This is a genomic window from Nocardiopsis moroccensis (genome assembly GCF_055763695.1).
The window spans coordinates 141,786-168,032 of sequence record NZ_CP199747.1; the positions used below are offsets into that span (position 1 = coordinate 141,786).

Here is a 26,247-nt window from a genome sequence, read left to right on the forward strand (position 1 = left end):
TTATGCTCGGCAGAAAAAAAGGCCACATGGGACCAATGGAGGAACAGGAGGCGATCTCCGCCATAGCTTTTGATTTGTCGGAGAATCTTCCTGACGGCTGGAAGTATGGACGGCTTTTTGTGATGTACATGGGGGAGTACGGGATCATGAATACGGAGGTGGAAAAAGAAGACGGTGAGGTTGTCAGGGTTGAAGTTCCTGGCAAATTTTTCCCAAATACCATGGAACTAAGGGCTGGAATGTACAAGGAGAACCAGGGAACGTGGTTCTCGTGGGAGCTCATGATCTCGAACGAAGGAAAATTCAAATCCAGGTTCAACTATGACGACTACCCTCCGTTTACATTTTCTCCGGGGGCAAGGGATTTCTTGGATGAAATTGACCTGTATCCGCGGAGTGAGGAGTTCACTCCTGATTGGCTGAGGGAAAAGCTCGAAGAGGCAAGGCGAGAAGATTAAAAGTACCAAGCAGGTATTCCGTCTGGCGTGAGTCAGTTGATCGAAAAACTTATATCGGAAATCCACCAGGGAGACCTGTGTGCCTAAATGGAGGCCGAATGAAAGAAAAATCAACCATCCAACGACAGAAAAGGCGACATTAATTCAAAAGAAAGGCTGCGACGATTTTGACCACATGGAAGAATCGTCCGACATTTTGGGTGGCAAGGGATTTTCCGGGAAAGTCATCCAGAATGACATGAAGGATTCCATTTGTCAGGTTTTTGGAATGAAAATGGTTTCCTTAAGGTTCGAAATTTCATATAAGGCCTGGAGGGCGGCTCTTTTACGGTTTGGTCCCCAAGCAAGAAGATGATCATTCTGGGTGTTCGCCGCCACCCCTACGGACCTGTCGACCCCTGGCCGCAGTGCCACTAAGTTAAGGTGTTGGCGCTGATCACAGCAGTGCAGACCAGCCCCGGGGCCCGGGAACGATAATCTGCGGATTGTGTCCCACCCCCGCCACCACACTGCCTCTCGCCCGGCCGGGAACATCACCGATCACCTCGACCTCGCCATCCTGGCCTTGCGCTACCCCTGCCACGTGATCGATGAGGTCCTGGCCGATACCGGCACCAAGGAACAACGCTCCCGCTCCCTGCCCGTCCGCGTCATGGTCCGCTTCGCTATCGCGTAAGGACTCCACCACCACCTGGGATCAGACGCCCTCATGCGCGAGCTCGCCGGATCCCTACGCGCCACCGGATCCTGGGCCCGCTCGTGGAAGTTCCCCTCCACCTCAGCCATCGCGCAAGCCCGCGCACGGCTGGGCTCCGAACCCCTGGCCGAACTGTTCGAGCGCACCTGCCTGCCCCTGGCCAGCGTGAGCACTCCCGGCGCGCGGAGAGGGCCCTGGCGGCTGATGGCCGTGGACGGGACCGGACTGGATGTGGCCGACACCCAAGCCAACGCCGCCCGCTCCGGGGACGGGTTCGACCCGGCCAAGGCACGCCTGGTGCGGGCGGTGGACTACACGGTGCCTGATGCCAACCCCGAGGGTGAGCTGATCACCGTCATCACCAACGTGATGGACCACCAGGAGCTAAGCGCGACACAGATCGCCTTGGCCTACGGGCAGCGTTGGGAGCATGAAAGTGCGTTGGCCGAGATCAAACGGCGCATGATCGGTCCCGGGCAGGTGCTTTCCTCCAAGTCCCCGCCCATGGTCCAGGCGCAGGTGTGGGGTTTGTTGTTGGCCCACTACGCGGTGCGGTCACTGATGTGTGAGGCCGCCGATGCTCTGTAGGAGGACCCGGACCGGTTCTCCTTCACCCACACGCTCAGGGCGGTGCGTCCTGCTGCCCGGGGTGGGGTGGCTTTTTCCCCTGACCAGCGGTGGGAGTTGTATCGGTGGGTGTTGGCCGAGATCTCCGAGCATCGCGGTCTGGTGCGTCGGCCGCGTTCGTGTCCGCGCAAGGTCAAGCGGGCCCGGCACAACTACTACCGGCTCGATCGCTCGTGTGATCGTGGGGTCAAACACGAACACCCGCCCCAGCCAGTGCTGTTCCCAGCCGCTTAACTTAGTGGCATTGTCCCCAGCCTGACACGGGCCGATCCGAACGATCCCTGGATCGCCAGGGACTCCCTTCCACCGCCCCTTCCTCCCAAATATCTTGCGGGAGAGATCAGGGGAAGCCGGGCAGGGGTCGTGGGAGCAACCCTGCAGAAGCTCGACAAGTTCGCCAATCTGCGCAAGGTCTCCCTTGGTGCCTACAACCCACTGAACAAGGTGGTGAAGATACTCAAGGCTGAGCACAAGGCCAATCCCAGCCAGGCGGCCAGCCAAGCCCTCGAAGCGGCACGAGAAAACCGCAGGCCGATGGGCGGAATGAAGAAAAGGCTCACGGAGATGTTCGGAGAGAGAGCCGGGGAACGAGCTGTCCGGGATAATTTCACCGGCTCGGAGGTCTCCTTTGAGGAGCCCCTCAGGGGCAGGAGCGGGAAAACAGTAAAAGATGCTCAGGGGAACGACGTAACAACGACCTGGAAGGGGGTCCTTCCGGAGCTCGCCGAGAGCACTCCGGAAAAGCCCAACCCTATTCCGGTCAGTGAGAACGCCCCAAAGAACGGCAACGACCAATTTGACCAGATCTGGCGCACCAAGGACGGTGGGTTTGTCGTCGTCGAGGCCAAGAGTAGCCTAGGTACCGAACTCGGTGAGCGCACGATCAAGGTTGGAAAGGATCTCAAGCGCGTAAGCCAGGGAACTCGAGAATACTTCAATGATATCCTGAAGGAGATGAGCAAACGAGGAGGGGTTGAAGGTGATATTGCATTGGAAATCGAGGGTGCACTGCTTGCGAATGAAGGGAAAGTGCACTATGTAGAAGCTAGGGGAAATCCAGGAGAATCTGGAGACTGTCGGGGGAATGCCATGAGATTTTTTGACATTGACAAGGGGCGGTCTTGACCTACTCGATTCCCAGTCACGACCTCTCCCATCGGGCAGAGGTGGGGCGTGAAGATTCAAGCGAAAAGAAGCGGGAAAAATATTCTTCGATTCTTGAGCGGAATCCCGGTGGCGTCGATATTATGGTGGGATCGTTTCACCTCGACGCGCTGTTCAGTACTGCGGCGGACCCCCAGGTGTCACGGCTGAAGACCTGGGAAGCATGGGTGGCGGACATGCAGATGTACTATGCTCTATTCAAGGTCACTGCCACCCCCGAAGGCGATCCCGTCGAGGTGATGTTTCACCACAAGCTCCGGCGTACTACGGGTACCGGTCCGTATTATTGCACCAGCGCGAGCAACTGGACGACAGCGTTCTTCTTGGCGGTCATCTGCCGCGAACAGCAGCGTTACCGGGACTTGTGTGAGATTCCGGTCGATCTGCTCCGCGAGGCGGGGGAGAGTGAGGGCACCCAGTACAATCCCTTCACCTACTACTGGATCTCCGCGCTGCAGGATTTCGTCCTCAATCGCCCCGGCCTGGGGGATAATCTCCTGGCCGCGATGGAGCTTTCCACCCCCGAACGGGTGGATTTCGGAGACACCGAGACCCTGGACAAGCTCATCTTCCCCCCGATGAACGTGTTCCTGCGTCTGGTCGAGCGCGACAGCGACAAGTTCAACGAAGCCCTGGCCCAGGCTCTGGCGCTTCACCGTGACTACTACACAGCCCATGAGGGCCGGGCCAACGACATCGAAGGGGTCGTCCCAGTAGACCTTCTTGCTTTGGCCTGTCTGGCCTACGACACCGCTGAGGCGGACCCGGACTTCAGTTTCGATGTCGAGTCCGGATACTTGCCCAAGCATCTCCTCCAGCGCAGCTGGTACGGAGAATTTCCTACCTGAACCAGCTCCGCAACCCGGTCGCGCCATGCCCAGTCCACGCACGGAGGTGTTCTCGGTAACGTGATGGGCGCCGTGCGTGGCGGCCGGTAGTCGCCCTGGCCGCGAGCAAGCGTGAAGCCCTTGGAACGCCCGAACACAAGCCTTTGACGCTGGTGAGTGGCAGGCCGGAAGGCCACGGACATGCGGCCCGTCACACCTGACGCCAGTGACGCAAGGTGCCCCATGGGCACCTCTGTGGGCCCTGCCCCCACCTCTCCGTTTCGCAGTTCACCATCGACGTCACCGACCTGACGCATCGCGAGATCGTCGTGGCGAGCTACGGTCGCATCGGATCGGGTTGCGCAAGAAGGTGATGCGCGTACTCATCGGCTGCCACCTGAGCGGGGTGGAGTCCTTCGACGACGAGACGGCCGACAATCGGGCTTCCAGTACGGCCGCTACCGCCGAGAGGCGTCGAAGATGACCGTGTGCCCCTGTCCAGTCCACGCATCGAGACGGTCCCCGGCCAGCCCGGTCACACCCGACCCCTTGGGGTAGGTGAGCCGCTCGCGGCGGCGTTCGAAGCCGGGTACGACCACGCGCACCAGGTTCCAGTACTCGGGGGAGCCGTCCCCGACCGCCAGAGGTTCGTGCCCGTGACCTGGGTCTCAGTCGAACCCCTACAACTTCGCCCCGGACTCTTCTGTGCGCCCCGCCTCCCCCCCGGTGAACCGGCATAACGGACAATGGACGGTGATCTGCTCCCGAGACCTCCCCGAGGGGAACCACGCATGCCCACCACAGTGACGGCCCACGTCCGCTATCGGGGCCTTACCTCGCGCGACCTCGCCCTCGTCGCCGTGTTCGCCGCGCTCATCGCCGCGCTCAGCGTCACCGTCGCCATCCCCGTCCCCGGCCTTCCCGTGCCGATCACCCTCCAGACCCTGGGCATCATGCTCGCCCCCAGCCTCCTCGGCTGGAAGCGCGGCAGCCTCGCCGTCGCCACCTTCCTCGCCCTCGGCCTGGCCGGGCTCCCCCTCTTCGCGGGCGGTCGTGGCGGACTCGCGGTCCTCGCCGGACCCTCCGCCGGGTTCATCGTCAGCTGGATCTTCGCCGCCCTGGTCATCGGCCTGCTCACCGACCTCATGGTCCGCCGGGGCAGGTACCGCTTCTGGCAGGGCCTGCTCGTCAACGTCCTCGGCGGCATCGTCGTCATCTACGCCATCGGCGTCCCCTGGATGGGCGTGGTCCTCGGTGACGGCGTCCTCGCCGCGGCCATGTCCATGGTGGTCTTCCTCCCCGGCGACCTCGTCAAGGCGGTCCTCACCGCGGCCATCGCCGGCGCCGTCTTCCGCGCCTACCCGCTCCCGCCCGCGGGGCGACCGGTCATCGACGGCGGCGACACCGCCGACACGGGCGGAAAGAGCGCCTGATGCTCCGTCTCGAGGGGGTCTCCCACTCCTACGAAGGCCGCGCCGTCCTGCGCGACATCGACCTCGACCTCGCCGAGCACCGCATCGGCGTGATCGGGGCCAACGGATCGGGCAAGTCCACGCTCGCCCGCACCCTCAACGGGCTCGTCCTACCGGACCGGGGCCGTGTGTCGCTGGGGGAGTGGGACACCCGGCGGCACGCCAAGCACATCCGGCGCCGTGTCGGGTTCGTCTTCTCCGACGCCGCCAACCAGATCATCATGCCGACGGTCGCCGAGGACGTGGAGATCGGACTGCGCGCCCTGCGCCTGGGCCGCACCGAAACCGCCCGCCGGGTCGACGCCGCCCTGGACCGGTACGGTCTGGCCGACCACCGAGACCACCCCGGGCACCTGCTCTCCGGCGGCCAGAAACAGCTCCTCGCCCTGGCGTCGGTCCTGGTCACCGGCCCCGAAATCCTGGTCTGCGACGAGCCCACCACCCTGCTCGACCTGCGCAACACCCGCATGGTCCACCGCACCCTGGCCGGGCTCGACCAGCAGGTCGTCCTCTTCACCCACGACCTCGACCTGCTCACCGGCTTCGACCGGGTCCTGGTGATGAGCGACGGCCGGGTGGCCTTCGATGGCACCCCCGCCGACGCGGTCGCCTTCTACACCAAGCTCATGGACAGCGAATCCCCAGAGTCCGAGGGGGCCGAGCCCGAGGAGCCCGGCGCCGAAGGCCCGGGGGACCCCGGGACCGGGGCGGCCTCGTGAGCGTGATCGGGCTGTACGTCCCCGGCACCGGGCCGCTGCACCGGATCGCCGCCGGGCCGAAACTCCTCGCCCTGTTGGTCATCGGCGCCGCCCTGCTGATCGCCGCCGACCTGTGGGCGGCCCTGGGCGTACTCGCCGCGAGTCTGCTCCTGTACCCGCTCGTCGGCCTGCACCCGCGCCGGGCCCTCGGGGTGCTGCGGCCCCTGTGGCCGTTCCTGCTGGCCATCGGGGTGTTCCAGGCCCTGTTCGTCGGCGCCTGGACGGAGGGTGCCCGGCTCTGCGCCCAGCTCGCCGCACTGGTCCTGCTCGCCAACGCCGTCACCCTCACCACCCGGGTCCGGGAGATGCTCGACCTGTTCGAGCGACTGGCCCGACCCCTGCGCCGGGTGGGCGTCAACCCGGACCGGGTCGCCCTCGTCCTCGCCCTGACCATCCGCTCCATTCCGATGGTCGCCACCGCCTGGCGTGCCGCCCGCGAGGGCTACCGGGCGCGGGGGCTCTCCGGTCGCCCGCACCTGCTCGTGGTGCCGGTGATCGTCCAGTTGCTGCGGATGGCCGACGCCACCGGTGAGGCCCTCGTGGCGCGGGGGATCGACGAGGACACCCGCACTTAGTTTCCTGCGCTGATCTTGCTACCAGAAGCAACTTCGGCGCCGAAGTCGCCCCTGGTAGCAAGATCACCGGGAAGGAGAGTGTCCCTCCGGCGGGACTCGGTACCGATTCAGTATCGGACAGGTGCTTTTCGGTGGATATCCCGGGATAATTATCTGCGCAACATCCCCCATGGTGTAGACGAACCGGTGATCGTGTGCCCCGGCGCCTCCCCGCCGAACGACGGATCCGATCGAGCCTGACCGCGATCCTCATCGCCCTGTTCATGACCTTCGCCCTCCCCGGAGCGCTCTCCGCGAACGTCGTCGTCCTGACCCCCGACGCGGCACTCCTCAACCAGCTGGCCGCCCCCTCCCCGCTGCCGCTGGTGCCCCTCGTGCCCGTGACCGCCCCACCGACGGGCGGCACGGCTCTGCTTCCGGAACGGCGGGCCGAGCTCTCCGCGCGGATCGGGGAGCTGGAGGCCGAGCACGGGGTCCGGCTCGGGGTCGCGGCCTGGGACCTGCGTACCGGGACGACCTTCAGCCACAATCCGGAGCAGCAGTTCCCCACGGCGAGCGTCGCCAAGCTGACCGTTCTGACCATGCTCCTGATGCACACCGAGGAGGAGGGCCGTGAACTCACCCGGGACGAGCGGTCCCAGACCGAGCAGATGATCCGGTACAGCGACAACTCGGTCACCGACGGCCTCTACGCCCGGATGGGTTTCACCGACGGGTTCCTCCGCCACGCCGAGAAACTCGGGTTCACCAACACCGACCCGAACCGGTACGGGACCTGGGGGGCCACGCTGACCACCCCCGCCGACCAGCTCCGCCTGCTCCGCGCCCTGTACACCGGGCAGGGCCCGCTCTCGGCGGAGGGGTGCGCCTACGCCCGCGGGCTCATGGAGGGGGTCGCCCCCGAACAGGCCTGGGGTGTCTCCGCCGCGGCCGGCCCCGGGGACACCGTGGGCCTCAAGAACGGCTGGACCCCCCGCGCGTCCAACGGAGGTCTGTGGAACGTCAACAGCGTCGGCTACGTGACCGGCCCCGACCGTGAGTACCTGATCGCGGTCCTCACCGACGATCACCCCGACTACTTCACCGGGGTCGCCCTGGTGGAGGAGGCGGTTGCCGAGGTCGCCGGGGCCATCGAGGTCCGACCCGAACCCGGGGGCGCCGGTCCCCGCACCCGTTAGGCCCCGGGGCTGCGACAGGTGCGTCGTGGCCGGTTCCGGCCAGGGGCGCTGGTGAGGTCGGCCGGCGCCGGACCCGTTTGCCCGCGGCCCGACCGGCACACGCGTCCCGCCCGCCCGCGGCCCGTCCGACACAAGCTGCCCGTCCGACACACGCGGTCTGTCCGGCACACACGGGGGCGCCCCGCCGGAACCGTGGTCCCGGCGGGGCGCCCGGTGCTGCTCGAAGCGCGGTTCCGGCTAGTCCAGCGGACCTCCGGCGACGTAGAGGACCTGGCCGGACACGAAGCCCGCGTCCTCACCGGTGAAGAAGGCCACGGCGTTGGCGATGTCCTCGGGCCCGCCGACCCGCTGCACCGGGATCTCCTTGGCCTTGAAGGCCTTCATGTCGTCGTAGTTGACGCCCACCCGCTCGGCGGTGGCGCGGGTCATCGCGGTCTCGATGAAACCGGGGGCGATCGCGTTGCAGGTGACGCCGAACTTGCCCAGTTCGATCGCGAGGGTCTTGGTGAAGCCCTGCAGGCCGGCCTTGGCGGCCGAGTAGTTGGCCTGGCCGCGGTTGCCCAGCGCGGAGGAGCTGGACAGGTTCACGATCCGGCCCCACTTGTTGGCGGTCATGTGCGCCTGGGCGGCCTTGCTCATCAGGAAGGAGCCGCGCAGGTGGACGTTCATGACGGTGTCCCAGTCGTCCGGGGACATCTTGAACAGGAGGTTGTCGCGGAGCACACCCGCGTTGTTGACGAGGATCGCGGGCGGGCCGAGCCGCTCGGCGACGGTGTCGACCGCAGCGGTCACCTGGTCGGCGTCGGAGACGTCGCAGCCCACCGCGACGGCCTTGCCGCCGTCGGCTGTGATGCGGTCCACGACCTCCTGGGCGTCGGCCTCCTTCAGGTCCACGACGGCTACGGCGTGACCCTCACTGGCCAGCCGTTCGGCCGTGGCGGCACCGATACCGCGGGCCGCGCCGGTCACGATCGCCACACGAGGCGTTGGGGACATGGTGTTACCTCCATCAATTCACGTGGTGGGCGCGTGCGAATCCTATCCGCATGCCTACCGGTCGGTACGTATCCGGGGTGCGGTTGCCGGTTCCCGCCCGGGCCCTCGGGTAAAACTTCCTCGGCCCGGTTCGCACTCCCTCACCTGCGCTGCGGCAAACCCGTCGGACCCGTGTCCGCGTTTGCCTGCACTTTGGCGGACCGTGGCCTACGATTACCACCAAGACCGAGATGCACGTGCATTCGGGCCGTGCACAAGCACGAGCCTTCCGCCATTCGTCGGCGGCCCGGTGCGGCGCGTCAGTGAGGAGTTGAAGGGCATGGAGTGTGCGGAGGCGGTGGCGGAGTCGGCCGGTGCTTGGTGGCTCAGGGTCCTGACGCACGGGTCACGCCGTTGGAACACCCCTGTCTGCGGTGATCGGCACGACGCCGTCACGTGGACCTTCCGGTCCCGCCCCGGGGCGGTGGGCGCTGCCCGTGAGATTTCCGCGGCTCTGCTCCTCGAATGGCAGATGGAGTACTTGTCCGGTGATGTCGCGGTGGTTGTTTCCGAATTGGTCACCAATGCCGTGCGCCATGGCGGACCACTGGCCTTGACCAGGCAGGGCGATGCCGGTATTCAGCTCTCCCTGATGCGTAGCGGTAGTGAATTCATCTGTGCCGTTCGTGACGGAGGAGATCACTTGCCAAGGAGAAGGGAAGCCGATCCCGCCATGGAGGGTGGTCGAGGGCTTGCCCTGGTGAGTGCTTTCGCGCGAGAGTGGGGTGTGATTCCCACACCGTCCGGCGGAAAGTTCGTTTGGGCGCAATTCGTGTGAGTCGATGACACCGGGCCCGTTCCCGGGCGCCGGCCGCGGTCGGATCTCGGGAGAGCGGCACGTGCCGGAGGGGGTCGGGCGCCTCAGGGGGGATGGGGGCGGCCCGTGAGCGGAACGGTGTACTGGCTATATCGTGTACGTGTAGTGTCCTGAGCGCACGGCAAAGGGGACCGGGCGACCCGATACCCTAGCCCGGAGAATGACAGAGAGGCGGCGAACGTGGATATCGCTCAATTGCGTCAGGGGAGTGGCCCCACCGTGCGTCGCATGCTCCTCGGACACCAGCTGAGGAAGCACCGAGAGCGCTGCGGCATCACACGCGAGGCCGCGGGCGAGAAGATTCGCGCTTCCGCCTCCAAGATCAGCCGCATGGAACTCGGCCGGGTCGGTTTCAAGACCCGGGATATCGAGGACCTGCTGAAGATGTACGGAGTCACGGACCGCAAGCTCCTCAAGCAATTCCGGGAACTCGCGGCCGAATCCAACCAGCCCGGTTGGTGGAAGGAGTACGGCGACGCCCTCCACAAGTGGTTCATCCGCTACGTGGGCTTCGAGGAGGCCGCCGACCACATCCGTATCTACGAGTCCCAGTTCGTCCCCGGCCTGCTGCAGACCGAGGAGTACGCCCGCGAGATCATCAGTGGCGGCGTCGAGACGGACCTGGTGACCGAACAGCGGATCAAGGCCAGACTGCAGAGACAGAAGCACATCGAGCTCGGCAAGAGGATGTGGATCATCCTCGACGAGGCCGCCGTGCGCCGCCCCATCGGAGGCAGGGAGCGCGGGGCGGAGATCATGCGCGGTCAGTTGAGCCACCTGATCAACCTCTGCGAGAACTACGAGAACATCACCCTCCAGATCGTCCCCTTCGAGGTGGGCGCGCACGCGGCGGAGGCCGGTTCCTTCACGCTGCTGCGCTACTCCGACTTCGAGCTGTCCGACATCCTCTACCTCGAACAGCTCACCGACGGTGAGATCGTGGACAAGCCCGCCACCGTCGAGGCCTACACCAAGGCCATGACCAGGCTCAGCGTTTCGGCTGCCACCCCTGACGAAACCGTCTCCATGCTCAAGGACATGCTGAAGGACCTCGAGGAGTCCTGAGTGGCGGCCGGTGACGGCCCGAACGCGGTGGCGGTTCCGCTGGGGCCGCGCGTGGCAGGGTGTGTGGTCGCCGAGCGCACCCCGGCCCGGCGGGGGCGTGCCCAGCGCTCCGGGAGCGGTAGAAGGACCCGAGGTCGTGGCGTTACCTCGGAGGCGGCGTCGTGTGTTCCGACCGACGCCGTTTTCGCGTGTGGTCGATCCGGCCGCGATCGGTCGCTTGGTCGACCCGGCCCGGGTCAAGACCGCCCGGGGAGGCGTGGAGGGCTCCGTCGGCGGTGGACGGAGCCCTCCGGTTCTGATCCCCCCGCGGCCTGGGAGAGGGCGCGGACAAGGCTTGCCAGGCCGTGGATGGTCCGCTTTCCCGGAGAGCGACTCCCGAGTGTTGCGGGGTCTCAGCCGAGCAGGTTGTCGAAGTCTCCGTCCTTGGCGCCCAGGATGAGGCAGTCGATCTCTTCCTGGGTGTAGACCAGGGCGGGTCCGGTGGGGAAACGTGAGTTGCGCACGGCGATCGAACCGTCGGTCAGACGGGCCATCTCGACGCAGGCCCCCTGCGAGTTGCTGCGCTTGGCCTTCTGCCAGGAGACCTCGGTCAGCTCAGTCGCACGGATGCCGTTGTGTGGGGTCATTTCGCCTAGCTCCTTGTGTTTTGCTGAGGGGACGTGCGTGCGGATGCACTGCCACATGCACGTGCATCGGCACTGTCACTCTCACGAGCATAGCGTGACCATCGCCACTTGTCCCTGGGTTTCGAAGGATGTAAGCGCCATGTGACCAGGATGTGGGCCACAGGACCCCCGAAGGTCTTTCCACCCAGCTCAGGGCGGTCGTGTGGCGGTCCCGGTACCACGGCTCCTCCCAGGGGGCCGCCCCGGCCGTTCCGGGCCGACAAAAGACCCCGCCGGTGTACCGACGGGGTCGAACGCGGGTGTCGAAAGCGCTCGTGAAAGCGCCCCCGGACGTTTCTTTCGGGGGTGGAGGTTACTCGCAGACGAGTGCGGTGGACAGGGTGTCGAGGTTGCCGCGCATGATCGACGGGTAGTCGTCGCCGGGCGACTGGTCGGTGACTCCCTCCAGCGGGTCGAGTACCTCCACCCGGGCTCCGGTCTCGGCGGCGATGGTGTCCGCGGTGGCGGCGGGCATCAGCGGTTCGGTGAAGATCGTCGTGATGTCGCGCTCGTTGACGGTGTCGGCGATCGCGGCGATCTGGGCCGGGGAGGGTTCGGTGTCGGGGTCGACGCCGCTGACACCGATCTGTTCGAGGTCGTACTGGTCGGTGAGGTAGGTGAAGGCGGTGTGCCCCACGACCACCTCACGGTGCTCGCAGGAGGCCAGGTTCTCCTCGTACTCCGAGCCGATGGCGGCGAGCTCGGTGCTGACGCGCTCGGCCCCCTCCTCGTAGAGGTCGGCGCCCTCGGGGTGGGCCTCGGCCATCCGGGCGGCGAGGGCCTCGGCGGTCTCCGTCATGAGTTCGACGTCCAGCCAGAAGTGCGGGTCGTACTCGCCGTGGTCGTGGCCGTCCTCCTCGTGGCCGTCCTCTTCGTGTTCGGCCTCGTCCTCGTGCCCGTGCTCCTCCTCGCCGTGCCCGTGCTCGTCCTCCTCGTGCCCGTGCTCGTCCTCCTCGCCCGCGCCGTCGTCGGCGGGGCGGAGCTGGACGGTGTCGGCGACGTTGAGCGCGGCCTCGGCGGCCTCCTGTTCGACCGCCTCGTCCACCGCGGGCTGGAGGCCCTCGACGTAGAAGGCGATGTCGGCTTCGCTGACCTCGGCGATCTGTCGGCCGGTCAGCTCCAGGTCGTGTGGTTCGGTGCCCGGCTCGGTGAGCTGGACGACGGCGACGCCGTCCCCGCCGATCTCCTGGGCCAACCACTCCAGTGGGTAGACACCGGTGACGACGGTGAGGTCGGCGTCGGCGGGGGAGGTTCCGTTGTCACTGGACCCACCTCCGTCGTTTCCGCACCCGGCGACGATCATGAGTGTGGCGGCGCCGAGGGCGGCGGCTCGTACGGTGGCAGTTCGCATGGACACCATCATCGGGAAAATGAAAACGGTTGTCAATTTGCCGCATTTGTCCATGGGGGCGGTCACCTCGGGGAACGGCTCCCGGTTGCCCCTCCGACCGCTGCTCTGACGGCCTCCCCGGCTCTGCGGGTACACCGGCCCGCCCGGGACCGCGCCCTTCGGTCATGGCCGGCCGCCCCGGTCAACTGTTCTCGGCGAACCGCTCCACGTCCTTCGTGCGGCCGGCCACCACGATCACGTCGCCCTTGTGCAGCACCGTCTCCTCCGTGGCGTAGGTGAAGGAGGCCCCCACCCGTTTCACCGACACCACCGTGATCCCGAAGCGCTGCCTGACCTTGGTCTCCCTGAGGGAGCGGCCGATCAGCGCCTGGGGGGCCTTGGTCTTGATGAGGGAGAACCCCTCCTCCAGCTCCACGTAGTCGAGCATGCGCCCCGACACCAGGTGGGCGACCCGCTCACCCATGTCGTGTTCGGGCAGGACGACGTGGTGGGCTCCGACCTGTTCGAGGATGCGGCCGTGCCGTCGGCTGGTGGCCTTGGCCCAGATGTCCTTCACCCCCAGGTCGACCAGCTGCGAGGTGGTCAGGATGCTCTCCTCCAGGTGGGTCCCTATGGCGACCACGGCCCGGCTGAACTGGGCGGCGCCGATCTGTCTCAGGGCCTCGTCGTCGGTGGAGTCGGCGATGACGGTGTGCGTGAGCGACTCCCCGAAGACCTGGACCACACGGGGGTTGGAGTCCACCCCGAGGACCTCCCAGTCGTGGTTGACCAGCTCCAGGGCCAGCGAGCTGCCGAACCGGCCGAGCCCGATGACCAGGATGCGTTTGTCGGAGAGCTTGTTGCTTTGCGGCACGGGGTTCTACCTCTTGTCTGTGGAGCGGCCTCAGCCGATCATCGGCCGGGCTTCGGGCAGGTCGTAACGGCGCTTGCGCTCGCGGAAGGCCAGCGCGGTGACGAAGGTGATGGGGCCGATACGCCCCGCGATCATGAGGAACGCGAGCGTCAGTTGGGCCCAGGGGGCCAGGGCGGGGGTGATCCCGGTCGAGAGACCGACCACGCCCACGGCCGAGACGACCTCGAAGAGCGTCTGCATGAAGGTGAACGGTGTGGTGTGTAGGAAGAACACCGTGGTTATCGCCACCACCGTCATGGACAGGAAGGTCAGGCTCAGCGACTGCCGGATCACGTCGGGGGCGAGTCGGCGGCCGAACACGTGCACTCTGGTGTGGGCCCGTGCCTCGGACCACACCACGAGGAAGATCACGGCGAGGGTGGCGACCTTGATGCCGCCGGCGGTTCCCGCGCTGCCGTTGCCCACGAACATCATCATGATCGTGAGCAGCAGTGTGGAGTCGTACATCGCACCGGTGTCCGTGACGTTGAAGCCACCGCTTCGCGGCATGACCCCGTGGAAGAACCCGTCGGAGATCTTGGCCCACCAGTGCAGTTCGCCCAGGGTCCGCGGGTTGTTCCACTCCATCATGATGATCAGGAGCGCCGTCACCCCGAAGAGCAGAGTGCTGGTGACGATGGTGATCTTGGTGTGCAGGCCCCAGGCGCCGGGGGTCCGCCAGTGGTGGCGCAGTTCCAACAGCACGGGGAAGCCGATCCCGCCGAGGATGACCGCCACCGCCACCGTGAAGAGGATGATCCCGTCACCGGAGAACCGGGTGAGGCTCTCGTCGTACAGCGACAGCCCGGCGTTGTTGAAGGCGGAGACGGAGTGGAAGAGGCCCGAGTACAGGGCCTCGCCCGGGCTCAGGCCGTGGCCCAGCCACATCCGCGGAGTGATGATGGCGAAGACGACGGCCTCGATGGTCAGGCACACGATGACGACCCGGCTCACGATGCTGCGTACGTCCCCGACGGCCTGGGCCCGGTTCTCCGCCTGGACGTTGAGCTGCATGCGCAGGCTGAAGCGGTGGACCAGGGCTGCGCCCAGCAGCGAGGCCAGGGTCATGATGCCGATCCCGCCCACTTGGATGAGCGCCAGTACAACGAGTTGCCCGAAGACGGAGAGGTCGCCGCCGATGGAGATCACGCTGAGCCCGCACACGGCGAGCGAGGTGGTCGAGGTGAATGTCGCCTCGACCAGGGTCAGCTCCTCCGGACCGGTGGTCGCGGCGGGGGTCATGAGCAACCCGGTGCCCAGGAGGTCGACCAGGACGAACATCAGCAGGAAGGCGCGGGCGGGCTTGCCCCAGGCGGTGCGCGACTTCTGCATGGGCGGTGCGCCCCGGAACCTGCTCCGGGGGATGGGGAGCCGGTCCCACAGGGTTCTCACCCGTTCGAGTACTGCCACGAACACCCGGGTCCTGGTTGCCCTGGGTGTGGTGGAGTTCCACCACATGATCCCGTGCTCACCTGTCGTCACTAGCTGGGGTCTTGCCGAACCTGCGCAATTCTGCCAGATCCGGTGGCCTGGGACGACGAGGCTCCGGCGCGGTGGTGCGGGCCGGAGCGCGTGGCGGTGGTGGGGGTGGGCCCGGGCCGGGGCGCGGCGTCAGGGGTGCCTGGCGCCCTCGTGGTCCGCGTGCCCCGGGGGCTCCAGTTGAAGGGTCGAGTGCTCCACGTCGAAGTGGCCGGTCAGACACTCGTGCAGTTCGTCGAGCATCCTCCCGCCGTCCCGCAGGTCCTCCTCCGCGACCACCACGTGTGCGGACATCACGGGGACTCCGGAAGTGATGGTCCAGGCGTGCAGGTCGTGGACGTCGATGACCGCCGGATGGCCCATCAGGTGCGTGCGGACCTCACTCAGGTCCATCCCCTCGGGGGTGGCCTCCAGCAGGATGTGCACGGCCTCCCGCAGCAGTGACCACGCTCGGGGCACGATGATCGCGGCGATGCCGAGGGAGACCAGGGTGTCCGCCTGCTGCCAGTCGGTGAACCACACCACCAGGCCGCCCACGATCACGCCCACCGAGGCCAGGGCGTCGCTCATGACCTCCAGGTAGGCGCCCTTGACGTTGAGGCTCTCCTTGGCGCCCGAGCGCAGGACCAGCAGCGCCACCACGTTCATCACCAGGCCGAAGGCGGCGACGGCGACCATTCCGGCTCCGGAGACCTCGGCGGGTTCGCGGAGGCGGTCCACGGCCTCCAGCACGATGAACCCGCACAGGACGAACAGCACGATCGCGTTGACGGCTGCGGCGAGGATCTCGGCCCGTTGGAAGCCGAAGGTGCGCTTGCTGGTGGCCGGCCGTGCCGCGATCCACACCGCAGCCAGTGCCAGGGCGACCCCGAAGGAGTCGGTGACGGTGTGTCCGGCATCGGCGAGCAGGGCGAGACTGCCGCTGAACGCGGCTCCGGTGACCTGCACCGCGGCGACCGTGAGCATCAGGCCCAGGACCACCGCCAGTCTTCCGCTGTTGGCGGCCCCGGCGGTGACTCGTCCGTGGTCGTGTCCCGCGCCCATGGTCCCCTCCTCGGTTCGTGGTGCTTCGGTGGTGCTCGGTTCCCCTGCCGGTACGCCGTCGGGGTCTTGTGGCCGAACAGTTCAGCCTTCACTGTTTATACAGCCTGGGCTGTCTATACAGCAAACGGTGTACAATGATTTTCATGTTGACCTCCGAGCAGCGCCTCTCCGCGATCCAGCGTCTCGGGCGCGCCCTGTCCGATCCCACCCGGTGCCGCCTCCTGCTGGCCCTGCTGGAAGGGCCCGACTATCCCGCCGGGCTCGCTGATCGGCTCGGTCTCACCAGGCAGAACGTCTCCAACCACTTGGCCTGCCTGCGCGACTGCGGACTGGTGCGGACCCATGCCCGCGGCCGTCAGGTCAGCTACGAACTCGTCGACGACTCCCTCGCCCACGCGCTGGAGGACCTCCTCCGTGTCGTCTGGGGCACCGCACAGCCCCACGAGCCGCTGGAAGCCCCAGGGGAACAGGCCTCGGCTGTCTGAGTCACCGCGCCGCGCCGTCGCGGGTGGCCGGAAGCGCTTCAGTGGGCCGCCTGTCGTGACCGCTGTCTCCGGGTGGTCGCCAGGGGCGTGCGTGCTCACCCGGGGGAGGCGCTTCGCTGCGCCCGGTGCTCACTCCGGGTGTCCTTTTCCGGGATGTCCGAAATCGGCCACGTGACGTCCGTTACAGGTCGAGGGTCGACTGGTGGGGCGTGAAGCCCCACTTCGGAACGGGGAGACACCGACTTCCGGAAGATGTCCCCAACTTTGGTCGGGGGCGACCCTGACAGAAGGCTGACATGTCCCTGAGAGATCCCTGAACCGGCCTGGGGCGGCTCAACTTCCGATATAACGCGACGTATGGTGAGTGGTGCGCCCAGCGGACGCGCAGCCCTGCCAACGGGCCCCGCGCCGCGCGGATGAGCGCCCCGCACCCCACCCACGTCCTCGCGGATCGGCCCCGAGACCGAGCCAGTGAGTGCGCGCCCGACGACGAGCGCCGCACATCCCGGTCCGGCCGTCCCACACACGGCGAGCTAGGAGCGAGCACCTCTCATGTCCAGACCGGCCACAACGGCCCTCTGCGCGGAGCGACCCCGAAACGGGGCTCCCGCCCACCAGTCGGAAGGGACGAACGAGTGAACCGCCTATCGGTCATGTCGCTCGGAAACCGGGCGCTGGTCCTCCTCATCACCCTGGCCGTGCTTTTCTTCGGTGTCCTCGCCGCGGTCTCGGCCAAACGCGAACTCTTCCCCGAAGTGAACCTCCCGATGGTGATGGTCAGCGGCCAGTACCAGGGGGCGACACCCCAGGTGGTCGAGGGACAGGTCACCGAGCCCCTGGAACAGGCCGTGCAGGGGGTGGAGGGCGTCGACTCGGTCACGTCCACCACCAGCACCGGTTCCACACAGGTCATGGCGGAGTTCGACTACGGCCGCGACCAGGATGCCCTGGTCCGCGAGGTCCAGGTCGCCGTCGACCAGGTCTCCGGGATGCTCCCCGAGGACGCCGACACCTCCGTCACGTCCATGAGCACGGACATGATGCCGGTGATGCTCCTCGCCGCGAGCAGCGAGAACGGTGACGAGCAGGCGATGGCCTCCTCCATCGAGAACGTGCTCATCCCCGAACTGGAGTCGGTCTCCGGGGTCCGCGCGGCCAACCTGATGGGCGTGCCCGAGCAGCGGGTCGAGGTCACCCCGGACGAGGACGAGCTCGCCGACGCCGGGGTCACCACCCAGGACCTGTCCGACGCACTGGAGTCCAGCGGTCTGCTCATGGCCGGCGGCACCGTGGACGAGGACGGTCGCACCCTGAGCGTCACCACCGGCGACCAGCTCACCGGCCTCGAGCAGATCGAGGACGTGTGGGTGCAGCCCTCGCAGGGGGTCGACTCCTCGGCCGCCGTGCCCGGCGCCCCTCCCGCCCCGCAGCCCGAGCCGGTGCGGATCTCCGAGGTCGCCGAGGTCGGGATGGTGACCGAGGAGTCCTCCTCCATCGCCCGCCTGGACGGCGACCCCAGCGTCGCCCTGATGATCATGGCGACCCCCGACGGCAACACCGTCGAGATCTCCGAGGGCGTCCAGGACGTCATCGACGGGAAGTCCGACCTGCTGGGTGAGGACATCAACCTCGCGGTCGTCTTCGACCAGGCCCCCTTCATCAACGACTCGATCACGGACATGTTCGAGGCCGGAGCCTACGGTCTGGCCGCCGCGGTCATCGTGATCCTGGTCTTCATGCTGTCCATCCGCTCCACCCTGGTGGTGGCGGTCTCCATCCCGGTGTCGGTCCTGGTGTCCTTCATCGGCATGCAGGCGTTCGGGTTCACCCTGAACATGCTCACCCTGGCGGCGATCACGATCGCGATCGGCCGGGTGGTGGACGACTCCATCGTCGTGCTGGAGAACGTCCGCAGACACATGGACTACGGCAAGGAACGGCTGAGCGCGGTCAGGGACGGCGTTCGCGAGGTCGCCACGGCCGTGGCCTCCTCGTCCTTCGCCACCATCGCCGTCTTCCTGCCCCTGGCCTTCGTCGGCGGCATGGTCGGCGAGATCTTCATGCCCTTCGCCGTGACCAGCAGCCTGGCCCTGGCCGGATCCCTGGTGGTGGCCCTGACCATCACCCCGGTGCTGTGCTACTGGTTCCTGCGTCCGGCCGAGGTCGGCGACGCCAGCCGCGAGGAGATCGAGCGCGAGGCCCACGACCGGGAGATCCGCACCCCGCTGCAGCGTGTCTACCTGCCGGTGATCCGCTGGATCACCACCAGGCGCAAGACCGCCACGGTCCTCACCCTGGCCGCCTCGGTGGCGATCTTCGGCGGTACCGCCGTCATGGCCGCCGGCTCCGAGACGGACTGGTTGGGCCAGGCCGAGGAGAACACCTACACCGTCGTCCAGGAGCTCGAACCGGGCATGTCCCTGGAGGCCGCGGACGCCGAGGCCGTCAAGGTCGAGGAAGCCCTGGAGGGGATGGCCTGGATCGAGACCTACCAGGTCAACATCGGCGGCAACCCGTTGATGGGCGGCGGTACGGACCAGATCGACTACACGATCACCGCCGACCCCGAAACGGATCAGCTCCGCAACCGCGACGTGCTGCGCGACACCTTCGACGAACTCGACACCGAGTACCAGCCGCGCCTGGACTCCACCGGCGGCATGGGCGGTTCGGGGATCGAGGTCCAGGTGACCGCCGAGGACCAGGAGACCCTGGCCGAGGCCGCCGGGATGGTCGAGGAGGAGCTGCGCGCGATCGACGGCGCCGAGGACGTCAACAGCGGCATCACCGCCTCTCAGGCCTCGCTGGAGGTACAGGTCGACGGGGAGGAGGCCGCCGAGCTCGGTCTGAGCGAGGCCATGGTCGGCCAGACGGTCGCAGCGGCCTTCAACGGCCAGGGCGTCGGCACCGCCACCATCGATGACGTCCGCCGCGACGTCGTCGTCATCGTGGAGGACGCGCCGCAGAGCGTGGCCGAGCTCGAGGAACTGCCGATCCGCACCCCCACGGGCGAGGAGATCGAGCTGTCCGAGGTCGCCGAGGTCGCCGAGGTCCAGCAGCCGCCGGAACTCACCCGCATCGACGGTGTCACCAGCACCACGGTCTCGGCCGACCCCACCGCCTCCGACCTCGGAGCGGTCAGCGCCGAGATCATGCGGGTCCTGGACTCCCTCGACCTGCCCTCGGGCGCCACTGCCAGCCTCGGCGGCGTCAGCCAGGACCAGACCGAGGGCTTCGCCCAGCTCGGCCTGGCGATGCTCGCGGCCATCGTCATCTGCTACCTGATCATGGTCGCGACGTTCAAGAGCCTGATGCAGCCGCTCATGCTGCTCATCTCGGTGCCGTTCGCCGCCACCGGCTCGCTGGGCCTGCTGATGCTGACCGGCACCCCGATCGGCGCCGCGGCCCTGATCGGCATGGTGATGCTCATCGGCATCGTGATCACCAACGCCATCGTGCTGATGGACCTGATCAACCAGAACCGGCAGAACGGGATGGACCTCGGCGAGGCGATCGTGGAGGGAGCCAGGCACCGTCTGCGGCCCATCCTGATGACCGCGGCGGGAACCATCGCCGCGCTCCTGCCGATGGCCACGGGCCTCGCGGGCGGCGGAGCGTTCATCTCCGCCCCGGTCGCCCTCGTGGTGATCGGCGGCCTGGTCACCTCGACCCTGCTGACCCTGATCCTGGTCCCGGTCCTCTACCAGCTGGTGGAGGTGCTCCGGGAGCGGCGTGAGGCCAGGTCGGCCGCCCGCCACGAGCGGCGCCGCGCCAGGCGTCGGGCCAGGGCTGCGGCCAAGACGTCGGGTAAGGCGTCGGGCAACGGCAGTACCGCCGAGGGCGAGGCGGGCGAGAGCCCCGCCAAGCACGGTGGGAACGCTGCTGCCAAGGACGCCTCCGGAGAGACCGCCGGGGAGCACGCCGACAGGTAGTCCGTCGGCACCGTCCGGGGCGCCTCGCACGATCTTCCGTGCGGGGCGCCCTTTCGTTGTCCTGGTACGCACGCCGTGCCCGGGGTGCACGGCCCGGCCCGCCGAGGGTGCGACACGCCCGGGCGCGGGGTCCGGCCGGATCATCGGAAAGAGCTGCAGAACAGGACATCCGGCACCCTTCCGCTGTGTGACCGGAGTGCCGATTTGTGCTATCCGCGCAGTCCAGGCAGGCTGCCTCACATGGATGATTCGAAGAAGAGCCTGGAAGACCTCGTTCGTGACGAGCTCGGTGACGAGCCGTCCCAGGAGGCCAAGGACTACGCACGCCAGCTCTACGAGCGCTACCGGCTGCCCGCCACCGAGGACGCCGCCCCCGCCGCGCCCGCGCCCGAGGAGTAGCGGCCGGGGCACTCCCCGGCACGGCGACGCACGGACGCGAGCCCGGAGGACTGTTCCGCTTCGGACCCGGTGGGGTCCTCAACCGGGCCTGGCGTCCCCGTCCGGCCCGTCGCCGTCCCACACGAGTTCGAACCACACCTGGCGGCCACGGCCGTCCCGGCGTGGTTCGGTGCCCCACTTGCCGGCCAGCGCCTCGACCAGATCCAGGCCACGGCCGTGTTCGGTCGTGTCATAGGGGTCCCGGTGCTGTGGCTGGGGCGCCTCCGTCGTGCTGCCCAGGTCCCGGACCTCCACCCGCGCCCACCCGGGCGCGCGGTGCACACACACCTCGAACTTTCCGGTGGCACGGCCCGAGTCGCTGTGGGTGATGGCGTTGGTGGCGAGTTCGCTGGTCAACAGCGTCGCGGTGGTGAGCTCCGGTGAGTCCGCCAACTGTCGGGCGACGAATCTGCGCGCGTAGGCGATCTGGCTGGGCAGGCCGGGAAAACGCCTGCGCGACGACCGGGGGTCCGTGCTGGTTCGGTACGAGGTGCTACTGGACTCTTCCATGGAACTCGCCGGGCGTTGGGGACGGTGGAGGGGGGCCGAGATCGTCTGGAGCGGGTCCGAGGGCGCGGATCGGGGGGCTGCGGTCTCACACATGTGGGTTCACTCCCAGGGGATGTGTGTTCGAGGGCAGGGCTGAACTGGCGCCTGGCCCTCGAGGCGTCCATGCCCGGTACGGGTCACGGCGCGGTGTGGACACACGGGGCGAAGCCCCCTGGGGCAGGGAGGGACACGGCTCGGTATCGCTGGGGGCGCGGTACGAGGGTGGCGGCACACGGTGGGGGAGAAGCCGCTGGGCTTCACACTGGACGGTGTTGGGGCCTGGGGGCGGCCCGTGGAGGGTGGTCATGTCTGGTGTGGGGCATGCCCTACGACACTGAAGGGCCTACTTGCGCTCAGCATACGCTCCGTGCCTCCCTGCGACCCGGCCGACCTGGTTCGCACAGGGTAACCCTGCCTGAGCTGGGTAAAGGGGGTATCCGTAAGACCGGGAAGGCTGACAGGAGACGGATATCGGCGGGGATGCGTGTTCCTGGGGTCCTCCGGGGGCAAATAACGATTTGGTGAAGGCCATCTGAATTTTGCTGCTTTGTTCGGTCTTGCGCGTGGCCTGTGTCTCCCGACAAGGTATGTGGCATGGCCTCGCCCACCCCCGACCCCCTGCCCGTGGGCCTCGGCGTGGAGATCGACCGCGCCGTCCGGCTCACCGACGAGGGCCACGTCCTCGTCGGCGGTTCTCCTCCCCGGGCCCTTCGCCTGCCCGCTGAAGGCGTCAGTGCCGTCATCCGCTGGCTCAGCGGAGCCGATCCCGGCCACCGTGGTGAGCGCCGACTCGCGCGCCTGCTGGTCCGGGCCGGGCTTGCCCACCCGCGTCCCGCGCCCCTGCCCCCGGGTGAGGACGTGCAGATCGCTCTCACCGGCCGGGCCGAACCCGCCGAACTGGAAAGAGCCCTGGACCGGATCGGACGGCAGCACCCGGGCCTGCGCCCGCTCGTGGTCGGTGCCACCGGGGAGACCGCCCGGGCGGCACGACGGCGTGGTCTGAGGGTGGTGGAAGGGCCGTCCGGCGGGGCCGGAGCCCGCGCGGCGGCGCTCGGAGCCTGTGACGCCGGGATCGTCGCCCTGCTGGAGACCGGAGCCGAACCGGAGCCGGGTTGGCTCGACGTCGCGCTGGGCCACTTCGCCGACCCCGGTGTCGCCGCCGTGCTGCCCCGGGTCCTTCCGGTGCGACAGCGCTGCGGGAACGGCGCGATGGCCGCCGCGGCCCTGCACGCCCAGGCGGTGGACCGGGGCGCTGACCCCGCACCGGTCCTGCCCTGGGGTCACGCCCGCCGCGGTCTCGGCCACCCCGCCCCGCCCAACGAACACGCCTCGGCCGACCCGCTGGCCCCGGTCCGCGCGCTCCTGGTGCGCCGGAGCGCCGCCGACCTCGATCCCTCCCTGGGCGCGGGCGCGGAGGTGGAGATGTTGTGGCGTCTGGCCGAGGAGGGCTGGTCGGTCCGGTACGAACCGCGTTCGAAGGTGCGGGTCCCGATGCCGACCGGCCTCGGCTCCTACCTGCGCGTCCGCTTCGAGTCCGGGGCAGCGGCCGGGCCGCTGGCCCGTCGCCACGGGCGGTGCGCGGTCGGCCCCGAGTTGTCCCTGCCGGGCGCGCTCGGCCTGGGGCTGGTGCTGGCCGGGCGGCCCATGGCGGGTCTGGCGGTGTGCGCGGTCGGGGGCGCGATGACGGCCCGGGCGATGACGAGCGGAGCCGCTGTCCCGTTGGCGGACACGGTGCGTCCCGCCGTCGCCGACCTGGTGCACACGGCGCGGACCGGGGCGCGTGCGGCGCGCACGGTCTGGTGGCCGGTGGTGGCCGCGGTGGCCGTGGGCGGGGCCGTGGCCCGGGTGGACCGGTCCGGTGGCGTGCGGGTGCCGGGAGGCTGGGCGCTGGCGGCGGGCGCCGTGTTGACGGTCCCGCACCTGGTGTCCTGGCGGCGGCGCCACGGTACCGCCCTGGTGGGCCCGCTCGCGTGGACGGGGATGTCCGCGGCCGGTGACGCGGCCCGCTCGGCGGGGACGTGGTGGGGTGCGGCCCGGGCCCGTTCGTCGGCCCCGCTGCTGCCCCGGCGACGCCCCCCGGTGTCGGCCACGTCACTGGTGTCCTCGCAGGTGGAGAGGGGTTCAGGCGGCCAGGTTCGTAAGCCGGCGCCAGTTTCTGTCGTTAGCGGTGGTTAACACTGCTCACCCAAGGTGATGAGTGTGCCGGGGGTCGGATGGTGGGGCCCGTCCCCGCCTGTGACCCGGCGTAATGCCTTGGGAGGCGTTCTCGGTGCTCGTGGCCGTGGCGAGGGCGTGATTGTTTCCCTCGGATTGCGAACCGTTGCGAATAGGGGTCGGATTCGGGGGGAGTGTCGCCTTTTTGTAAACGACGTTTACGTAATGAGGGTCCAGAGTCTCTGTCTTTGCAGGTCAAGTTGCCTATTGTGACTTAAAGTGTCGCCGTGGTAGCCATGAGTGTAAAGCTTGACAATTAAGCGAAAACTTGCTGTCCAAATTGCCACCGTTGTCCTTTCTTGATGCGTCAGTTACCGTCAAGTGTCTAGCGATCCCCCAGACTCTTGACATTCCGGTCACTGAACGTGAACCAGAAGTCAGTGTGTTTCGGCAGTCACTGAGAGTGATCCTCATGGTGTTGGCGGAGCGCGAACGCTTACCCGGGCTAACCGACCGGGGCGTGCGCCTCCTGCCCGCCCGAGGTCACCCCCAGTGCGGACGAATCACAACAGATCCAGCGCCGGGCTCGGCTGTGAGGTTCGGAGATAGTTTTGGGCAAGTTCCTGGCCAGGCGGCTGCTGAACTACGTCGTGTTGATCTTTCTCGCGACGAGTTTCGCCTACCTGCTCGCGGCCACCAACCTGTATCCACGCGGGTACTTCGAGCAGATGCAGCCACCCCCGTCCCCCGAGGCGGTCAACTCCCAACTGGACGCGCTCAACCTCAACGACCAGACGCCCATCGCGCAGCGCTACGTCACCTGGATCAGCGGTGTCCTCACCGGTGACTTCGGGCAGACCATCCAGGGCGGCGACGTCACCGCCCAGATGTGGATGAAGGCCGGGGTCACGCTGCGGCTCATCACCGTCGCCACCGTTTTGGGCAGCGCCATCGGCATCATCATCGGCGCCTACGCCGCCGTACGCCAGTACCGGGGTTTCGACAAGGCGGCCACCGCCGCGTCGTTCTTCGTGCTGTCGGTACCCACCGTCGTGATCGCGCTCTCCGTGCAGGTCGGCGCGAACGCCGTCAACGACCTCCTCGGCTTCCAACTGTTCACCTACTCGGGTGAGTACTCGGCGGGTTTTCAGGGCAGCGCATGGGAGTTGTTCCTCAACCGCGTCCACCACGCGATCCTGCCCACCTTCGTCCTGGCCGTCGCACTGTTCGCCGCGTTCGCCCGGTACCAGCGGAACATGATGCTGGACGTGTTGGGCGCCGACTTCGTGCGCACGGCGATGGCCAAGGGGCTCACCCGCAGAGCGGCCCTGTTCAAGCACGCGCTGCGCACGGCCCTGATCCCGACCATCACCTACTTCACCTTCACCTTCGGCGCCCTGGTGTCCGGGGCCACCTTCACCGAGAAGATCTACGGCTGGCACGGCATGGGCGCCTGGATGATCGATTCGATCTTCAGTCAGGACGTGCACGTCGTCGCCGCCGTCTCCTGGTTCATGGCGATCACCATCATGGCGGCGTCCTTCCTGTCGGACATCCTCTACGCCTGGCTCGACCCGAGGGTGCGGGTGTGACCGTGACACAGACGCCCCGCACCCCCACCCGCCACGTTCCGTCCCGCATCGCAGCGGCGCCCCTGCTGGAGACCACGTCATGAGCACGATCCAAGAGAGTGCGGAGCCCACGAAGGCGCCGACCGCGCCCCCGGCTCCCAACCGGCTCAAGGACCTGGGCCGCCAACTCCTCGGGACCCGGCGCGTCATCGTCGGCCTCGTCCTGCTCGCCCTCCTCGCGCTGTTCGCCTTCCTCGGCCCGCTGGTCAGCGGTTGGGGGGTCGGCGAGCGCGACTTCACCGACATCCTCGGCGGCCCGTCCGCCGACCACTGGATGGGCACCAACAGCACCGGTCAGGACATCTTCACGCAGACCACCGCGGGCCTGCGCAAGTCGCTGATGATCGGCCTGCTCGTCGCCGTCCTGACCACCGGCGTCGCGGCCGTCGTCGGCTCCTTCGCCGGGTACTTCGGCGGCCTCCTCGACAAGGGCCTGATGTGGGTTGCCGACCTGGCCCTGGTCCTGCCCAACTTCGTCATCCTGGCCATCCTGTCCACCCACTTCTCCGGTGACGGCGGCTGGTTCGTGCTGGTCCTCCTGCTGGCCGTGTTCAGCTGGATGGTCACGTCCAAGATGATCCGCGGCCTGACGATCTCCCTCCGCGAACGCGAGTACATCCACGCCGCCCGCTTCATGGGCGTCCCCCCGCACAAGATCATCCTGCGCCACATCCTGCCGAACATGTCCTCCCTGCTCATCGCGGACGCCACCATCATGGTCAGCGCCGCGATCATCGGGGAGACCGCGCTCAGCTACTTCGGCCTGGGCGTCCAGGCGCCCGACGTCAGCCTCGGCGTCGTGATCGCCGCCGGCTCGCGGTTCGCCACCACCGCCTGGTGGATGTTCGCGTTCCCCGCGCTGCTGCTGGTCGTGATGGTGCTGGCCGTGAACATGATCGGGGACGGGCTGCGCGACGCCCTCGACCCGTCGTCCAAGTCGCGCCGGTCCTAGGG

General features: G+C 67.6%; 24 protein-coding genes and 1 pseudogene. 17 read left to right on the plus strand and 8 right to left on the minus strand.

What is annotated here, in order from left to right:
* Positions 1-2: 2 nt before the first annotated feature.
* The 5 genes and pseudogenes from ACUKCB_RS00575 (at position 3) to ACUKCB_RS00595 (ending at position 3,794) form a co-directional block, all read left to right on the plus strand.
* Entirely contained in the window at positions 3-458 is a 456-nt protein-coding gene (locus tag ACUKCB_RS00575; protein WP_473038485.1) for an immunity protein YezG family protein, read from the plus strand.
* Between the two features lie 79 nt (positions 459-537).
* Positions 538-813, plus strand: a complete 276-nt coding sequence (locus tag ACUKCB_RS00580; protein WP_473038486.1) for a hypothetical protein — start codon at positions 538-540, stop codon at positions 811-813.
* 132 nt (positions 814-945) lie between these two features.
* Positions 946-1,743, plus strand: a pseudogene (locus ACUKCB_RS00585) (transposase domain-containing protein).
* Positions 1,744-2,145: 402 nt separating this feature from the next.
* Complete coding sequence (locus ACUKCB_RS00590; protein ID WP_473038487.1) at positions 2,146-2,907, plus strand: hypothetical protein; 762 nt, start codon at positions 2,146-2,148, stop codon at positions 2,905-2,907.
* Entirely contained in the window at positions 2,904-3,794 is an 891-nt protein-coding gene (locus ACUKCB_RS00595) for an immunity 49 family protein (protein ID WP_473038488.1), read from the plus strand. The genes ACUKCB_RS00590 and ACUKCB_RS00595 overlap by 4 nt, the downstream gene beginning before the upstream one ends.
* A gap of 437 nt (positions 3,795-4,231) precedes the next feature.
* Here ACUKCB_RS00595 and ACUKCB_RS00600 read toward each other — a convergent pair whose 3' ends face one another.
* Complete coding sequence (locus ACUKCB_RS00600; RefSeq protein WP_473038489.1) at positions 4,232-4,372, minus strand: hypothetical protein; 141 nt, start codon at positions 4,370-4,372, stop codon at positions 4,232-4,234.
* Between the two features lie 192 nt (positions 4,373-4,564).
* On the opposite strand from ACUKCB_RS00600, the gene ACUKCB_RS00605 reads away from it, so the two are divergent.
* The 4 genes from ACUKCB_RS00605 to ACUKCB_RS00620 all read left to right on the plus strand — a co-directional run bounded on the left by ACUKCB_RS00605 (position 4,565) and on the right by ACUKCB_RS00620 (position 7,756).
* Positions 4,565-5,206, plus strand: a complete 642-nt coding sequence (locus tag ACUKCB_RS00605; protein ID WP_473038490.1) for a biotin transporter BioY — start codon at positions 4,565-4,567, stop codon at positions 5,204-5,206.
* Positions 5,206-5,964, plus strand: a complete 759-nt coding sequence (locus tag ACUKCB_RS00610; protein ID WP_473038491.1) for an energy-coupling factor ABC transporter ATP-binding protein — start codon at positions 5,206-5,208, stop codon at positions 5,962-5,964. Before ACUKCB_RS00605 ends, ACUKCB_RS00610 begins: the two co-directional genes overlap by 1 nt.
* Entirely contained in the window at positions 5,961-6,578 is a 618-nt protein-coding gene (locus ACUKCB_RS00615) for an energy-coupling factor transporter transmembrane component T family protein (protein WP_473038492.1), read from the plus strand. The genes ACUKCB_RS00610 and ACUKCB_RS00615 overlap by 4 nt, the downstream gene beginning before the upstream one ends.
* Before the next feature lie 194 nt (positions 6,579-6,772).
* The gene (locus ACUKCB_RS00620) at positions 6,773-7,756 is read left to right on the plus strand and encodes a serine hydrolase (RefSeq protein WP_473038493.1); all 984 of its coding nucleotides are present in this window, start codon (positions 6,773-6,775) and stop codon (positions 7,754-7,756) included.
* Between the two features lie 237 nt (positions 7,757-7,993).
* Here the strand turns inward: ACUKCB_RS00620 and fabG are convergent, their stop codons facing one another.
* Positions 7,994-8,752, minus strand: coding sequence for a 3-oxoacyl-ACP reductase FabG (fabG, locus tag ACUKCB_RS00625; protein ID WP_473038494.1), 759 nt, complete (start codon positions 8,750-8,752; stop codon positions 7,994-7,996).
* A 319-nt stretch (positions 8,753-9,071) separates the two neighbouring features.
* Here fabG and ACUKCB_RS00630 point away from each other — a divergent pair, with 319 nt between their 5' ends.
* Together ACUKCB_RS00630 and ACUKCB_RS00635 are read left to right on the plus strand one after the other, a co-directional pair.
* A complete protein-coding gene (locus ACUKCB_RS00630) occupies positions 9,072-9,569 on the plus strand; it encodes an ATP-binding protein (RefSeq protein ID WP_191275230.1) in 498 nt (165 codons plus the stop codon).
* A gap of 267 nt (positions 9,570-9,836) precedes the next feature.
* Complete coding sequence (locus tag ACUKCB_RS00635) at positions 9,837-10,673, plus strand: helix-turn-helix domain-containing protein (protein WP_191274983.1); 837 nt, start codon at positions 9,837-9,839, stop codon at positions 10,671-10,673.
* A gap of 392 nt (positions 10,674-11,065) precedes the next feature.
* Here the strand turns inward: ACUKCB_RS00635 and ACUKCB_RS00640 are convergent, their stop codons facing one another.
* The 5 genes from ACUKCB_RS00640 to ACUKCB_RS00660 all read right to left on the minus strand — a co-directional run bounded on the left by ACUKCB_RS00640 (position 11,066) and on the right by ACUKCB_RS00660 (position 16,104).
* A complete protein-coding gene (locus ACUKCB_RS00640) occupies positions 11,066-11,299 on the minus strand; it encodes a DUF397 domain-containing protein (RefSeq protein WP_191274985.1) in 234 nt (77 codons plus the stop codon).
* A 352-nt stretch (positions 11,300-11,651) separates the two neighbouring features.
* Positions 11,652-12,689 (minus strand): metal ABC transporter substrate-binding protein, encoded by a 1,038-nt coding sequence (locus ACUKCB_RS00645; protein ID WP_473038495.1) that lies wholly within the window; start codon positions 12,687-12,689, stop codon positions 11,652-11,654.
* Between the two features lie 181 nt (positions 12,690-12,870).
* Positions 12,871-13,542: a potassium channel family protein gene (locus tag ACUKCB_RS00650; RefSeq protein ID WP_191274989.1), complete on the minus strand. Its 672-nt coding sequence runs from the start codon at positions 13,540-13,542 to the stop codon at positions 12,871-12,873.
* 30 nt (positions 13,543-13,572) lie between these two features.
* On the minus strand, positions 13,573-14,997 hold the full coding sequence (locus tag ACUKCB_RS00655; protein ID WP_473040876.1) for a TrkH family potassium uptake protein: 1,425 nt from the start codon (positions 14,995-14,997) through the stop codon (positions 13,573-13,575).
* 195 nt (positions 14,998-15,192) lie between these two features.
* Positions 15,193-16,104, minus strand: a complete 912-nt coding sequence (locus ACUKCB_RS00660) for a cation diffusion facilitator family transporter (RefSeq protein ID WP_191274991.1) — start codon at positions 16,102-16,104, stop codon at positions 15,193-15,195.
* A gap of 143 nt (positions 16,105-16,247) precedes the next feature.
* Here ACUKCB_RS00660 and cmtR point away from each other — a divergent pair, with 143 nt between their 5' ends.
* The 3 genes from cmtR (at position 16,248) to ACUKCB_RS00675 (ending at position 20,920) form a co-directional block, all read left to right on the plus strand.
* Positions 16,248-16,589, plus strand: a complete 342-nt coding sequence (gene cmtR, locus ACUKCB_RS00665) for a Cd(II)/Pb(II)-sensing metalloregulatory transcriptional regulator CmtR (protein ID WP_473038496.1) — start codon at positions 16,248-16,250, stop codon at positions 16,587-16,589.
* 653 nt (positions 16,590-17,242) lie between these two features.
* Positions 17,243-20,521 (plus strand): efflux RND transporter permease subunit, encoded by a 3,279-nt coding sequence (locus ACUKCB_RS00670; protein WP_473038497.1) that lies wholly within the window; start codon positions 17,243-17,245, stop codon positions 20,519-20,521.
* Between the two features lie 240 nt (positions 20,522-20,761).
* Entirely contained in the window at positions 20,762-20,920 is a 159-nt protein-coding gene (locus ACUKCB_RS00675) for a hypothetical protein (RefSeq protein ID WP_473038498.1), read from the plus strand.
* Between the two features lie 78 nt (positions 20,921-20,998).
* Here ACUKCB_RS00675 and ACUKCB_RS00680 read toward each other — a convergent pair whose 3' ends face one another.
* Positions 20,999-21,469 (minus strand): ATP-binding protein, encoded by a 471-nt coding sequence (locus ACUKCB_RS00680; protein WP_473038499.1) that lies wholly within the window; start codon positions 21,467-21,469, stop codon positions 20,999-21,001.
* A gap of 633 nt (positions 21,470-22,102) precedes the next feature.
* Here ACUKCB_RS00680 and ACUKCB_RS00685 point away from each other — a divergent pair.
* The 3 genes from ACUKCB_RS00685 to ACUKCB_RS00695 all read left to right on the plus strand — a co-directional run bounded on the left by ACUKCB_RS00685 (position 22,103) and on the right by ACUKCB_RS00695 (position 26,245).
* Positions 22,103-23,683, plus strand: coding sequence for a family 2 glycosyl transferase (locus ACUKCB_RS00685; protein ID WP_473038500.1), 1,581 nt, complete (start codon positions 22,103-22,105; stop codon positions 23,681-23,683).
* Positions 23,684-24,273: 590 nt separating this feature from the next.
* On the plus strand, positions 24,274-25,254 hold the full coding sequence (locus ACUKCB_RS00690) for an ABC transporter permease (RefSeq protein WP_473038501.1): 981 nt from the start codon (positions 24,274-24,276) through the stop codon (positions 25,252-25,254).
* Between the two features lie 79 nt (positions 25,255-25,333).
* A complete protein-coding gene (locus ACUKCB_RS00695) occupies positions 25,334-26,245 on the plus strand; it encodes an ABC transporter permease (protein ID WP_473038502.1) in 912 nt (303 codons plus the stop codon).
* Positions 26,246-26,247 lie beyond the last annotated feature (2 nt).